This window comes from Acidisoma sp. C75, from assembly GCF_054665095.1.
In genome coordinates, this window is the sequence record NZ_BAAFHD010000002.1 from 162,522 (window position 1) to 176,746 (window position 14,225).

The 14,225-nt window shown below is 65.9% G+C and carries 9 protein-coding genes; all 9 read left to right on the forward strand.

Going from position 1 to position 14,225, the window contains the following annotated elements; genetic code table 11:
- The first annotated feature begins 26 nt into the window (after positions 1-26).
- A complete protein-coding gene (locus ACYQ7X_RS03060; protein ID WP_459695360.1) occupies positions 27-443 on the forward strand; it encodes a PTS sugar transporter subunit IIA in 417 nt (138 codons plus the stop codon).
- Between the two features lie 9 nt (positions 444-452).
- The gene (locus ACYQ7X_RS03065; RefSeq protein ID WP_459695361.1) at positions 453-764 is read left to right on the forward strand and encodes an HPr family phosphocarrier protein; all 312 of its coding nucleotides are present in this window, start codon (positions 453-455) and stop codon (positions 762-764) included.
- Positions 751-2,589, forward strand: coding sequence for a phosphoenolpyruvate--protein phosphotransferase (gene ptsP / locus ACYQ7X_RS03070; protein WP_459695362.1), 1,839 nt, complete (start codon positions 751-753; stop codon positions 2,587-2,589). Before ACYQ7X_RS03065 ends, ptsP begins: the two co-directional genes overlap by 14 nt.
- A 176-nt stretch (positions 2,590-2,765) precedes the next feature.
- A complete protein-coding gene (gene rplK / locus ACYQ7X_RS03075) occupies positions 2,766-3,200 on the forward strand; it encodes a 50S ribosomal protein L11 (protein ID WP_459695363.1) in 435 nt (144 codons plus the stop codon).
- 4 nt (positions 3,201-3,204) lie between these two features.
- A complete protein-coding gene (gene rplA / locus ACYQ7X_RS03080) occupies positions 3,205-3,909 on the forward strand; it encodes a 50S ribosomal protein L1 (protein WP_459695364.1) in 705 nt (234 codons plus the stop codon).
- Positions 3,910-4,250: 341 nt separating this feature from the next.
- Positions 4,251-4,769 (forward strand): 50S ribosomal protein L10, encoded by a 519-nt coding sequence (rplJ, locus tag ACYQ7X_RS03085; RefSeq protein ID WP_459695365.1) that lies wholly within the window; start codon positions 4,251-4,253, stop codon positions 4,767-4,769.
- Between the two features lie 92 nt (positions 4,770-4,861).
- Entirely contained in the window at positions 4,862-5,242 is a 381-nt protein-coding gene (gene rplL / locus ACYQ7X_RS03090; RefSeq protein WP_459695366.1) for a 50S ribosomal protein L7/L12, read from the forward strand.
- A gap of 317 nt (positions 5,243-5,559) precedes the next feature.
- A complete protein-coding gene (rpoB, locus tag ACYQ7X_RS03095) occupies positions 5,560-9,741 on the forward strand; it encodes a DNA-directed RNA polymerase subunit beta (RefSeq protein WP_459695367.1) in 4,182 nt (1,393 codons plus the stop codon).
- Positions 9,742-9,839: 98 nt separating this feature from the next.
- A complete protein-coding gene (rpoC, locus tag ACYQ7X_RS03100) occupies positions 9,840-14,006 on the forward strand; it encodes a DNA-directed RNA polymerase subunit beta' (RefSeq protein WP_459695368.1) in 4,167 nt (1,388 codons plus the stop codon).
- The last annotated feature ends 219 nt before the right edge of the window (positions 14,007-14,225 follow it).

The following is a 14,225-nucleotide window of genomic DNA, read 5'->3' on the forward strand; positions in this document are numbered from 1 at the left end:
GGCCATGGGAGGCCGCTGAAACTATCATGATTGGTCTTGTGCTCGTTACTCACGGCCATCTGGCCGAGGAGTTGCGCTCTGCGATGGAGCACGTCGTGGGACCGCAGGCCGGCGTCGAAACCGTCTGTATCGGCCCAGACGACAATATGGAGGATCGGCGGCGCGACATTCAGCGCTCGATCGACCGTGTCGATAGCGGGGACGGCGTGGTTCTGCTGACCGACATGTTCGGCGGAACCCCCAGCAACCTCGCCATTTCTCTGATGAATTCCCGGGATCTCGAAGTCATCGCCGGGGTCAACCTGCCCATGCTCGTCAAGCTCGCCAAGGTGCGCGGCCAGCAGAACCTCAAAAGCGCCGTCTCCTGCGCGCAGGAAGCCGGCCGCAAATACATCGCCTGTGCATCCCAGGTGCTGGCCGGCGTGCGCGGCCCCTGCCAGTGAGGCGCGCCGGTGAGTGAGGGGGGGCTTGAGGCCGACCCGGCGGCGGGCGGCGGGCTTAGCCGCAGCCTCGTCGTCGTCAACAAGCGGGGGCTGCATGCGCGTGCCGCCGCCAAGCTCGTCACTGCCGCCGAGCGGTTCGGCGCCGAGGTGCTGGTCTCCAAGGATGGGCAGGCGGTTTCCGCCCGCTCGATCATGGGGCTGATGATGCTCGGCGCCGGGCAAGGCTCGCGGGTGGTGGTCTCGGCCGAGGGCTGGGACGCCAAGGAGGCGATGGACGCCGTGGCCTCGCTGATCGAGGCAGGCTTTCATGAGGAAGAATGAGGCGCGGCCAGCCGAGAAGAGCCCGCCCGCCGGGCGCGCCAAGCCAGCCGCTGCCGAACGCGCATTCCGCGGGCTCGGTCTTGGCGCCGGCATCGCCGTCGGCCCCGCCTATCTGGTTGAGGACCGCACCCCCGATCTGAGCCCGGTTGCGATCGCCCCCGAGGCGGTAGAGGGCGAGCTTGCCCGGCTGGATGCCGCTGTCGCCAAGGCGCGGCGGCAGCTCGCCAAGCTCCGCGCGCAGATCGCCATGCTGCCCGATGAGGGGCAGGCGGAACTTGCCCCGCTGATCGAGGCTTATATGCAGATGATCGGGCCGACGCGCCTGCTGCGCGGCGTGCGCCGGCGCATCGAAGGTCTCGCCTCGGCCGAGACGGCGGTGCAGGAGGAGGTCGAGGCCCTCGCCGCCGCGGTCATGGCGGTGCCGGACAAGGACCGGGCGGGCCTCAAGCGGCGGGCCGAGGAAATCCACGAAATCGGCCGTCGCCTCATTCGCAATCTCACCGAAACCCCGTTCGAGAGCTTCGCCAAGCTCGCCCAAGGCACCATCCTGGTGCTGGAAAACCTCCGCCCTGCCGATGCCGCACTGCTTAGCCCGGCGCGGCTCGCCGGGGTGGTGACGGAGGAAGGCGGCGCGGACGGGCATACCGCGGTCATGCTGCGCGCCCTCGGCATCCCGGCCGTGCTCGGCGCGGAAGGGGCGACGGCGGCGATCCGCAGCGGCGATCTCCTGGTGCTGGACGGCGGCACCGGCAGTGTGACGCAGCACCCCGGCAGCGCGACGCTCGCCGCCGCCCGCCGGTCGGCCGCCCAATTCGCCCGGGAGCGGCAGAAGCTCGCCCAGCTGCGCCGCCTGCCGGCAGAGACGACCGACGGCCAGGCGGTGGAACTGCTCGCCAACCTCGAAGTGCCGATCGAGCTGCCGCTCATCGCCCAGGCGGGTGTGGAGGGGATCGGCCTTTTCCGCAGCGAGTTCCTGTTCATGAACCGCGAGGACGTGCCGGACGAGGATGAGCAGGCCGAGGCCTATGGCGCGGCGGTGGAAGCGATGGAGGGCGATCCCGTCACTATCCGCGTGCTCGACTGGGGCGGCGAGAAGGAGATCGAGGCCTTGCAGGCGCGCGGCATCGCGCAGGAGGTCGCAGGCATCAACCCGGCACTCGGCCTGCGCGGCATCCGCATGCTGCTGCGCCACCCCGAATTGCTGGAGACCCAGCTTGCCGCGATCTTGCGGGCCGCGCGCCTCGGCCCGGTGCAGATCCTGCTGCCCATGGTCACCTCGGTCGAGGAGGTGCGGGCCGCGCGCGAGAGCCTGCAGAAGGTGATCCGCCGGCTCAAGCGGCGGGGCGAGGAGTTGCCGGCGCGGCTGCCGCCGCTCGGCATCATGATCGAGACGCCGGCCGCCGCCCTTTCCGCCGATGCCCTGGCGCTGGAGGCGGATTTCTTCGCCATAGGCACCAATGATCTCACGATGTATGCGCTGGCCGCGGACCGTGGGGACGCCGAGGTCGCCAAGCTCTACGATCCGCTGCATCCCGGGCTGTTGCGCCTGGTGCAGTTCACGGTCGAGGCGAGCCTGCGGCTGCGCAAGCCGGTCTCCGTCTGCGGCGAGATGGCGGCCAATCCGAAGCTCACGCCGCTGCTGCTCGGCCTCGGGCTGCGCACGCTCAGCATGAATGCGAGCGCGGTACCGCGGGTCAAGTTCGTGGTGCGGAACGTCTCGAGCGCGGATTGCGCCCGCCTCGCCCGGCGGGTGATGGAGCAGACGGAGCCGGCGGAAATCCGCAGGCTGGTCGAGGATTTCGCCGAAAAGCTCGGCGCCGCCTGAGGCCCCAGCGCCTTCCGCCGCATGGCTGCCCGGCGGGCCCACACGCCGGGCGATGCTGGACTCGCGCGGCGCGATCCGCTATTGGCGCCGCCTCCATCGGAACGCGGGAGAGGCCGGGATGATCTCGGGCTCGAATGAACCGCGGTCCTTGTTCGCGTTCAACAGGAACGAGGGTCATGGCGAAGAAAATCGTCGGCTACGTCAAGCTGCAAATCCCGGCCGGCAAGGCCAATCCGTCTCCGCCGGTGGGCCCTGCGCTCGGCCAGCGCGGCCTCAACATCATGCAGTTCTGCAAGGAATTCAACGCCGCGACCCAGGGCATGGAGCCCGGGATGCCGGTGCCGGTGGTCATCACCGCCTATGCCGACCGCACCTTTACCTTCATCACCAAGACCCCGCCCAACACCTATTTCCTGATGAAGGCCGCGAACATCAAGAAGGGTTCGACGACCACGGGCAAGGGCGCGACGGTCGGCCGCGTGACGATGTCGCAGCTGCGCGAGATCGCCGCCCAGAAGATGGTGCATATGAACGCGAACGACGTTGAAGGCGCCGTCCGCATGCTGGTTGGTTCGGCCCGATCGATGGGCCTTTCGGTGGTGGAGGGCTGATCCGATGGCGAAGAACAAGCGTCTCGCGGCGGCCTACCAGGCTTTCGACCGCACCAAGACCTATTCCCTCGCCGAAGCGGTGAAGATCGTGAAGGCCAATGCTCGCGCCAAGTTCGACGAGACGGTCGAGTTCTCGATGAACCTCGGGATCGATCCGCGCCACGCTGACCAGATGGTGCGTGGGCTGATCAGCCTGCCGAACGGCACCGGCAAGACGCTGCGGGTCGGCGTCTTCGCGCGTGGCCCGAAGGCCGAGGAAGCTCTGGCCGCCGGCGCCGACGTGGTGGGCGCCGAAGACCTGGCCGAGCGCGTGCAGGCGGGCGATATCGCCTTCGACCGCTGCATCGCGACGCCGGACATGATGGCCCTCGTCGGCCGCCTCGGTAAGATCCTCGGGCCGCGCGGCCTGATGCCGAACCCGAAGCTCGGCACCGTGACGGTGGACGTGAAGGGCGCCGTGGCCGCCGCCAAGGCCGGGCAGGTCGAGTTCCGCGCGGAGAAGGCCGGCATCATCCATGCCGGCATCGGCAAGGCCTCCTTCGACGAGGAGAAGCTGCTCGAGAATATCCGCGCGCTCGCCGATGCGGTGCAGAAGGCGAAGCCCTCGGGCGCCAAGGGCACCTATGTGCAGAAGGCGGCGCTGAGTTCGAGCCAGGGGCCCGGCATCCGCGTCGATGTCTCGACGCTGGCCGCTGCCGCCGCCGAGTAAGCAGGCCGCCGCGAGCGGCTTGTTGCAGAATTCGCCTGGAGGCTTCGGCCTCCTGGCGCGCAGGAGGGGCGGCTTGTCCGCGCCTCCGAAACCTGTCCGAGACCAGACGTGCGTCGGCATGGGCCGGCGCTTAAAGGGCGAGCCCGCCCGCGCTTGGGAGACGGGGAAGCCGGCCTCTTCCACCCCCTTCCCACGAGGAAATGGGGCAAAGCGGCTTTGGCGGTTCCGGCTTGAAGGACAGGCGAACCGGGTGCCGGGCTGGGCGATGAGCCCAGGGCGGCGCCCATGGGAAACCCGGCGGCGGGAGCTGATCCTGTCGCCTTTAGGTTGCGGAGTTGAACGTGGACCGTACGGAGAAGCACGAGTTTGTCGCTTCGCTCGCGGCTGTGTTCGCCGATACGTCGATGGTCGTCGTCACCCGGAATAACGGGCTGACGGTTGCCGAGGTGACGGATCTGCGGCGCAAGATGCGGGCCGAAGGGGTGAACTTCAAGGTTGCGAAGAACCGTCTGGCCAACCTCGCCCTGGATGGGACCCAATTCGACGGCATCAAACCCCTGCTGAAGGGCCCGACCGCGCTTGCGTGGTCCAAGGATCCGGTAGCGGCGGCAAAGGTGGCCGTTGAGTTCGCCAAGACCAACGAGAAGTTCGTCGTCGTCGGCGGTGCGCTCGGCAAGCAGACGCTGGATGCGTCTGGCGTGCAGGCGCTCGCCGAACTGCCGTCGCTCGATGCGCTACGCGCCAGGCTGCTGGGGATGATCAACACCCCGGCGACCCGGATCGCAGCCGTCGTTCAGGCGCCGGCCGGCAACCTCGCGCGGGTCTTCGGGGCCTATGCCAGAAAGGACGAGGCGGCCTGACGCAAGCAGGCGTGCCCATCTTTCCATAATGTAATGCCGCTCACCGTGGCTTGCATTGAACCGACCAAAGTTTATATAGTAGGAAGTTGCAAATGGCTGACCTTTCCCGTCTCGTGGAAGAGCTTTCGAGCCTGACCGTTCTGGAAGCCGCCGAGCTCTCCAAGCTGCTCGAAGAAAAGTGGGGCGTTTCCGCCGCCGCTCCGGTTGCGGTCGCGGCTGCTCCGGCAGCTGGTGGCGCGGCTGCCGCTCCGGTTGAAGAGCAGACCGAGTTCACGGTCATCCTGGCCAAGGCCGGGGACAAGAAGATCAACGTCATCAAGGAAGTTCGCACCATCACGGGCCTCGGCCTGAAGGAAGCGAAGGACCTCGTTGAGGGCGCGCCGAAGCCCCTCAAGGAAGGCGTCAACAAGGACGAAGCCGAGAAGATCAAGAAGCTTCTCGAGGAGAATGGGGCCTCTGTCGAAATCAAGTGATTTCGGCCATCCCGGCTTCCGCGCCGGGATGGGCATCGCTGGCTGAAAAGGGGTGGGGATCGGCTGGATCTCCACCCTTTCCTTGGTTGCGGGGTAGAGTTGCCGCCTTTGAACGGCGGAGTGGCGTGAGATTGCGTAAAACGGCCCCGGTTTGCGGCGCCAGGCTGTTGCGGGTTCGGCTTCGACCGAGGCCGCTCGGGCAGCGGGCAGCGGGCGGGGCAAGGCGAGGCAGCATTCCGCTGGGCGGGGCTGCCAGAGTAGAGGTTGTCCGGCTTTGTTCCGGCGCCGGCATGATAATCGAGGGCTAAGGGCAAGCGATGAACGCTATTTCAGGTGGCTCGAACCATTCCTTCACCGAGCGGAAGCGTATTCGCAAAAGCTTCGGACGCATCCCGGAAGTGGCGCCGATGCCGAACCTGATCGACGTGCAGCGCGCCAGCTACGAGGCGTTTCTGCAGATGAACGTGGCGCCCGACAGCCGGACGCAGACGGGCCTTCAGGAAGTTTTCAAATCGGTCTTCCCGATCGACGATTTTGCCGGCCGCGGCCGGCTCGAATTCGTCTATTACGAGCTGGAAGAGCCGAAATACGACGTTGAGGAATGCATCCAGCGGGGCATGACCTTCGCCGCCCCGCTCAAGGTGGTGCTCCGCCTGATCGTCTGGGATCTGGACGAGGATACCGGCGCCCGCTCGATCCGCGACATCAAGGAGCAGCCGGTCTATATGGGCGATCTGCCGCTCATGACCGATAACGGCACCTTCGTGATCAACGGCACCGAGCGCGTCATCGTCTCCCAGATGCACCGCTCCCCGGGCGTGTTCTTCGACCACGACAAGGGCAAGACGCATTCCAGCGGCAAGTTCCTCTTCACCGCCCGGGTGATCCCCTATCGCGGCTCCTGGCTCGATTTCGAATTCGACGCCAAGGACCTTGTCTATGTCCGCATCGACCGCAAGCGGAAGCTGCCGGTGACGACGCTGCTCTATGCGCTCGACAGCCTGGCAACCGCGAAGCTGCGCGAAGCCCGCGCGGCGAAGGGCGAGAGCATCGATATCGGCGAGATCCGCGGGATGGATTCCGAGGAGATCCTCGGTACCTTCTACGGCACGGTGACCTTTACCCAGACCGCCAAGGGCTGGGCGCGGCCCTTCGAGCCGGAAGCCTTCCGCGGCATGAAGCTGTTCGAAAATCTCGTCGATGCCGAGACGGGCGAGATCGTCGCCAAGCCCGAGGAGAAGATGACGACGCGGCTTACCCGCCGCATCGCCGAGAAGACCAAGACCGTGCTCGCGACCCGGCTCGATCTCATCGGCCGCTTCATGGCGATCGATATCGTCAACGAGAATACCGGCGAGATCTTCATCGAGGCGGGCGAGGAGCTGACGGAGGCGCGTCTCACGGCGCTCGAAGAGGCGGGCATCACGGAGCTGCCGACGCTCGCGATCGACCAGACCAAGGGCCCGTGGATCCGCAACACCCTCGCGGTGGACAAGAATACCAGCCGCGACGATGCGCTGATCGACATCTACCGGGTGATGCGCCCGGGCGAGCCGCCGACCAGCGAGACGGCGGAAGCGCTCTTCCGCGGCCTCTTCTTCGATCCCGATCGCTACGATCTCTCGGCGGTCGGCCGCGTGAAGATGAACATGCGCCTCGGCGTGCAGGCGGAAGATACCGTTCGCGTGCTGCGCAAGGAGGATATTCTGCGCACCGTGCAGATCCTCTGCGAACTCAAGGACGGCCGCGGCTCGATCGACGATATCGACAATCTCGGCAATCGCCGGGTCCGCTCGGTCGGCGAGCTGATGGAGAACCAGTATCGCGTTGGCCTGCTGCGCATGGAGCGGGCAATCCGCGAGCGCATGGGCTCGGTCGATATCGACACGGTGATGCCGCATGACCTCATCAACGCGAAGCCGGCGGCCGCCGCGGTGCGCGAGTTCTTCGGCTCGTCCCAGCTCAGCCAGTTCATGGACCAGACGAACCCGCTCTCGGAAGTGACGCATAAGCGCCGCCTCTCGGCGCTTGGCCCCGGCGGCCTCACCCGCGAGCGTGCCGGCTTCGAGGTGCGCGACGTGCACCCGACGCATTACGGCCGCATCTGCCCGATCGAGACGCCGGAAGGCCCGAATATCGGCCTCATCAACAGCCTGGCCACCTATGCCAAGGTGAACAAATACGGCTTCATCGAGACGCCCTATCGCCTGGTCGAGAATGGCGAGGTCAAGGACGGCTGGAAATACCTCTCCGCCATGGAAGAGGAAAAACTCATCGTGGCGCAGGCGGATGTGCCGCTCGACGGCAACCGCTTCGCCGAAGACCTCGTCTCGGTGCGTCAGCAGGGCGATTTCCGCCTGGTGCCGCCGGAGCAGGTGACGGCGGTGGACGTGTCACCCCGCCAGCTCGTCTCGGTCGCCGCCGCGCTCATCCCCTTCCTCGAGAATGACGACGCCAACCGCGCGCTGATGGGCTCGAACATGCAGCGGCAGGCGGTGCCGCTCATCCGCGCCGATGCGCCGCTCGTCGGCACCGGCATGGAAGCCGCGGTCGCGCGGGATTCGGGCGCGACGATCGTCGCCCGCCGGGGTGGTATCGTCGATCAGATCGACGGCGCGCGGATCGTGGTTCGCGCCTCCTCTGGCGAGGGCGGCACCGGCGGCGTCGATATCTATCGCCTGCGCAAGTTCATGCGCTCCAACCAGTCGACCTGCATCAACCAGCGGCCGCTGGTGCGTGTGGGGGACCGCGTGCAGGCGGGCGACATCATCGCCGACGGACCGTCCACGGAGCTCGGCGAGCTCGCGCTCGGCCGCAACGTGCTCGTCGCCTTCATGCCCTGGAATGGCTACAACTTCGAGGACAGCATCCTCATCTCCGAGCGCATCGCGCGTGACGACGTCTTCACCTCGATCCATATCGAGGAATTCGAGGTCATGGCGCGCGACACCAAGCTCGGCCAGGAGGAGATCACCCGCGACATTCCGAATGTCGGCGAGGAGGCGCTGCGCAACCTCGACGAGGCGGGCATCGTCTATGTCGGCGCCGAAGTGCATCCGGGCGATATCCTCGTCGGCAAGGTGACGCCGAAGGGCGAAAGCCCGATGACGCCGGAAGAGAAGCTGCTCCGCGCGATCTTCGGCGAGAAGGCCTCCGACGTGCGGGATACCTCGCTGCGCCTGCCGCCGGGGGTTTCCGGCACCATCGTCGATGTCCGGGTGTTCAGCCGCCGCGGCGTCGACAAGGATGAGCGGTCGATGGCGATCGAGCGCGCCGAGGTCGAGCGCCTCGCGAAGGACCGTGACGACGAGAAGGCGATTCAGGAGCGTTCCTTCCTCAACCGTCTGCGCGAGAAGCTGCTCGGCCAGAAGGCATCCGGCGGCTTCAAGGGTATCCGCGCGGGGACGGAGATCACCGAGGAGGTCTTGGCCGAACATCCGCGCGGCGCGATGCGCCATATGGGGGTGCAGGACGATGCGGTGATGGCGGAGATCGAGACCATCCGCCGCGAGTTCGATGCCTCCGTCGCGCGGCTGCAGCAGCGCTTCGAAAACAAGGTGGACAAGCTGCAGCGCGGCGACGAGCTGCTCCCCGGCGTCATGAAGATGGTCAAGGTCTTCGTCGCCGTGAAGCGCAAGCTGCAGCCGGGCGACAAGATGGCCGGGCGGCATGGCAACAAGGGCGTTGTTTCACGTGTGACGCCGATCGAGGACATGCCCTTCCTGGAAGACGGCACGCATGTCGATCTCGTGCTCAACCCGCTCGGCGTGCCGAGCCGGATGAATGTCGGGCAGATTCTCGAGACCCATCTCGGCTGGGCCTGTGCCGCGCTCGGCCGCGAGGTGGGCGAGCTGGTCGAGGAATACCGTCGCACCGGCCAGGCGCAGCAGGAGCTGCACGACAAGCTGCGCGACATCTATGGCGAGCGCGTCTATCGCGACACCATCGCCAACATGTCCCCGCAGGAGCTGATCGAGCTTGGGCAGAACCTCAAGAAGGGCATCCCGATCGCGACGCCGGTTTTCGACGGCGCGCGCATGGGCGATATCGAAGCGATGCTCGAGAAGGCTGGGCTCGATACCTCGGGCCAGGTGACGCTGACGGATGGCCGCACGGGCGAGCCCTTCGAGCGCAAGGTCACGGTCGGCTATATCTACATGCTGAAGCTGCACCACCTGGTTGATGACAAGATCCACGCCCGCTCGATCGGCCCCTACAGCCTCGTGACCCAGCAGCCGCTGGGCGGCAAGGCGCAGTTCGGCGGCCAGCGCTTCGGCGAAATGGAGGTCTGGGCGCTTGAGGCGTACGGTGCCGCCTACACGCTGCAGGAAATGCTGACGGTGAAATCGGACGACGTGTCCGGCCGCACCAAGGTCTATGAGGCGATCGTGCGCGAGCAGGACAACTTCGAGGCCGGCATTCCGGAAAGCTTCAACGTGCTGGTGAAGGAGCTGAAGTCCCTGGGCCTCAATGTGGACCTGGACAATCAGCCGGCGTGAGCCTCGCGGTTAGAGACGAATAAAACGCGTTCGATGGAATCCCTCTCCCCGCGGCGGCCGGTGGCCGCAGCGGGGAAGGGTTTGAAGGTGAAGCCCGCATGAACGAGCTTATGAAAATCCTGGGTCAGACCGGTCAGCCGATGACCTTCGACCAGATCCAGATCAAGATCGCCTCGCCCGAGCAGGTCCGCAGCTGGTCCTATGGCGAGATCAAGAAGCCGGAAACGATCAACTACCGCACCTTCAAGCCGGAGCGGGATGGGCTGTTCTGCGCCCGCATCTTCGGCCCGATCAAGGATTACGAGTGCCTGTGCGGCAAGTACAAGCGGATGAAGTTCCGTGGCATCATCTGCGAGAAGTGCGGCGTGGAGGTGACGCTCGCCAAGGTGCGGCGCGAGCGCATGGGCCATATCGAGCTCGCCTCCCCGGTCGCCCATATCTGGTTCCTGAAGTCCCTGCCGTCGCGCATCGGCCTGATGGTCGACACCACCTTGAAGGATCTCGAAAAGGTTCTCTATTTCGAGAACTACATCGTCCTCGAACCAGGTCTGACGGATCTCAAGCTGCATCAGCTGCTGACCGAGGAGCAGCTTTACGCCAAGCAGGACGAGTTCGGTGAAGATGGCTTCCGCGCCGGCATCGGCGCCGAGGCGGTGAAGCAGATTCTCGCCAATATCGATCTCGACGCCGAGAAGACCCGCATGCGGGTCGAGCTGAAGGCGACGACCTCCGAGGCCAAGCGCAAGAAGCTCGTCAAGCGCCTCAAGCTGGTTGAGGCTTTCGCCGATTCCGGCTCGCAGCCCTCCTGGATGATCCTCGACGTCGTGCCGGTCATTCCGCCCGAGCTGCGCCCGCTGGTGCCGCTCGACGGCGGCCGCTTCGCCACCTCGGACCTGAACGACCTCTATCGTCGCGTTATCAACCGCAACAACCGCCTCAAGCGGCTGATCGAGCTGCGCGCGCCGGATATCATCGTGCGCAACGAGAAGCGCATGCTGCAGGAATCGGTCGACGCGCTCTTCGATAACGGCCGCCGCGGCCGCGCCATCACGGGCGCCAACAAGCGTCCGCTGAAGTCCCTCTCCGATATGCTGAAGGGCAAGCAGGGCCGCTTCCGGCAGAACCTGCTCGGCAAGCGCGTGGATTATTCCGGCCGTTCGGTGATCGTCGTCGGGCCGGAGCTGAAGCTCCACCAGTGCGGCCTGCCGAAGAAGATGGCGCTCGAACTCTTCAAGCCCTTCATCTATGCCAAGCTCGAGAAATACGGCCATGCGACGACCATCAAGGCCGCCAAGCGGATGGTCGAGAAGGAGCGGCCGGAGGTGTGGGACATCCTCGAAGAGGTCATCCGCGAACATCCGGTGATGCTCAACCGCGCGCCGACGCTGCATCGACTCGGCATCCAGGCTTTCGAGCCGGTGCTGATCGAAGGCAAGGCGATCCAGCTGCATCCGCTCGTCTGCACCGCCTTCAACGCGGATTTCGACGGTGACCAGATGGCCGTCCATGTGCCGCTCTCGATCGAGGCGCAGCTCGAAGCGCGCGTGCTCATGATGTCCACCAACAACATCCTGAGCCCGGCGAACGGCAAGCCGATCATCGTGCCGAGCCAGGATATCGTCCTCGGCCTCTACTATCTCTCCCTGGAGACGCCGGAATTCCGCGCGACCGAGGAGCGCGAGGCCCCGGCCTTCGGCACGATCGGCGAGTTGGAACATGCCCTCGCCGCCAAGCGCGTGAAGATGCACGACAAGATCCGCGCCCGCGTGCAGGAGAAGCTGCCGAGCGGCGAGGTGGTGCGCCGCATCGTGGTGACGACGCCGGGCCGCATGCTGATCGGGCAGATCCTGCCGCTGCATCCGAGCGTGCCCTTCGCGCTGATCAACAAGCAGCTGACGAAGAAGAACGTCTCGGACGTGATCGACGCGGTCTATCGCCATTGCGGCCAGAAGGAATGCGTGATCTTCGCGGATCGCCTGATGGGCCTCGGCTTCTCCAACGCGGCGAAAGCCGGCCTCTCCTTCGGCAAGAATGACCTCATCATTCCGGCCGAGAAGAGCGAACTCATCGCCAAGACCCAATCCGAGGTGAAGGAGTTCGAGCAGCAGTATCAGGATGGTCTGATCACGGCGGGCGAGCGCTACAACAAGGTGGTGGATGCCTGGTCGCGTTGCACGGACGCGGTTGCGGCTGCGATGATGAAGGAGATCTCGAAGCAGGAGATCGGCACGCCGACCAACTCGGTCTGGATGATGAGCCATTCCGGCGCGCGTGGGTCGCCCGCGCAGATGCGCCAGCTCGCCGGTATGCGCGGCCTGATGGCCAAGCCCTCGGGCGAGATCATCGAGCAGCCGATCATCGCCAACTTCAAGGAGGGCCTCTCGGTTCTCGAATACTTCAACTCCACCCACGGCGCCCGCAAGGGCCTCGCGGATACGGCGCTGAAGACGGCGAATTCGGGCTATCTCACCCGCCGCCTGGTGGATGTGGCGCAGGACAGCATCATCGTCCAAGAGGATTGCGGCACCGAGAAGGGGCTGACCGTCCGCGCCGTCATGGATGGCGGTGAGGTTGTCTCGTCTCTGTCCGAGCGCATCCTGGGCCGCACCTCGGCCGAGGATGTGGCGGACCCCGCCACCGGCAAGATCCTCGTCGCCAAGAACACGCTGATTGAGGAGCCGCAGGCCGAGCTCATCGAGAAGTCCGGCGTGGAAGCGGTGAAGATCCGCTCGGTGCTGACCTGCGAGGCGCCGGTTGGTTGCTGCGGCCATTGCTACGGGCGCGATCTCGCCCGCGGCACGCCGGTCAATGCCGGCGAGGCGGTGGGCGTCATCGCCGCGCAGTCGATCGGCGAGCCCGGCACGCAGCTCACCATGCGCACCTTCCATATCGGCGGTGCCGCCCAGCGCGGCGCCGAGCAGTCGAGCGTGGAAGCGAGCCATGACGGCACGGTGCAGGTGCGCAATCGCAACGTGGTCACCAACTCCTCGGGCGTGCCCGTGGTGATGAGCCGCAACTGCGAGATCGTGCTGGCCGATGCCAATGGCCGCGAGCGTGCCCGCTTCCGCGTGCCCTATGGCGCGCGGCTGCTGACCGATGACGGTTTGGCCGTGAGCCGTGGCCAGAAGCTCGCGGAATGGGATCCCTACACCCTGCCGATCATCACCGAGCGCGCGGGCGTGGTGGAATTCGCCGATGTGCTGGAAGGCGTCACGCTGGTCGAGCGGATGGACGAGGTGACCGGCCTCAGCTCCAAGGTCATCGTCGATTACAAGCAGACCTCGAAGGCGGTGGATCTGCGCCCGCGCATCCTGCTCAAGGATACCCGCGGCGAGGTGCTCAAGCTCACCAACGGCTCCGACGCCCGCTACTTCCTCTCGCCGGACTCGATCCTTTCGATCGAGAACGGCGCGACGGTCGCGGCAGGTGACGTGCTGGCGCGTATCCCGCGCGAAGGCTCCAAGACGCGCGACATCACCGGCGGTCTGCCGCGCGTGGCCGAACTCTTCGAGGCGCGGCGTCCGAAGGACCATGCGATCATCGCGGAGATCGACGGGCGGGTGGAATTCGGCAAGGATTACAAGGCCAAGCGCCGCATCATCGTGAAGAACGATGAGACCGGCGAGGAGACCGAGTATCTGGTGCCGAAGGGCAAGCACGTCTCGGTGCAGGAAGGCGATTTCGTGCGAGTGGGCGATCCGCTGGTGGATGGCCCGCGCGTGCCGCACGACATTCTGCGCGTGCTCGGGGTCGAGGCGCTGTCCGATTACCTCGTCAACGAGATCCAGGACGTCTATCGCCTGCAGGGCGTGAAGATCAACGACAAGCACATCGAGGTGATCGTCCGCCAGATGCTGCAGAAGGTCGAGATCACCGATCCGGGCGATACCACCTTCCTGGTGGGCGAGCAGGTGGACCGCGCCGAGTTCGAGACGGAGAACGACAAGCGGATGAATGCGGGCGAGCGCGTTGCCGTCGGCATGCCGGTGCTGCAGGGCATCACCAAGGCAAGCCTGCAGACGCATAGCTTCATCAGCGCCGCCTCCTTCCAGGAGACGACACGGGTGCTCACGGAAGCGGCGACCGCCGGCAAGATGGACCAGCTCCAGGGCTTGAAGGAGAATGTCATCGTCGGCCGCCTCATTCCGGCCGGCACCGGCAGCGTGATGAACCGTCTCCGCCAGGTGGCGACGGGCCAGGCCAAGGGGCAGACCCTGCGCCAGGAGGTCCGCAAGCTCGCAGGCCCGGACATCGCGGCGGAATAATTTCCCCGCCTGTCTTGAAACCGGGATCATACGGAGGAATCATCCTCCTATGGTCCCGGCGGTGGCGGGGCGAGAGGTTCGCTGAGATTTAATCATGGCTGGCTCGACGGGTGTTTTGAAACAAGGCATTATCCCGGTCCCAGCAACCACACTGGGCGGCGGCTCTGGCACACGATGGTCGTGAGGGTCTCCGTCGCTCGGCCGAGCGGCACGGAACCT

Excerpts from the sequence above, each read along its gene's own strand:
- rplA (WP_459695364.1), top strand. The coding sequence starts at position 3,205 with ATGGCGAAGAACAAGCGTCTCGCGGCGGCCTACCAGGCTTTCGACCGC.
- rpoC (WP_459695368.1), top strand. The coding sequence starts at position 9,840 with ATGAACGAGCTTATGAAAATCCTGGGTCAGACCGGTCAGCCGATGACC.
- rplK (WP_459695363.1), top strand. The coding sequence starts at position 2,766 with ATGGCGAAGAAAATCGTCGGCTACGTCAAGCTGCAAATCCCGGCCGGC.
- ACYQ7X_RS03060 (WP_459695360.1), top strand. The coding sequence starts at position 27 with ATGATTGGTCTTGTGCTCGTTACTCACGGCCATCTGGCCGAGGAGTTG.
- ptsP (WP_459695362.1), top strand. The coding sequence starts at position 751 with ATGAGGAAGAATGAGGCGCGGCCAGCCGAGAAGAGCCCGCCCGCCGGG.
- rpoB (WP_459695367.1), top strand. The coding sequence starts at position 5,560 with ATGAACGCTATTTCAGGTGGCTCGAACCATTCCTTCACCGAGCGGAAG.
- rplL (WP_459695366.1), top strand. The coding sequence starts at position 4,862 with ATGGCTGACCTTTCCCGTCTCGTGGAAGAGCTTTCGAGCCTGACCGTT.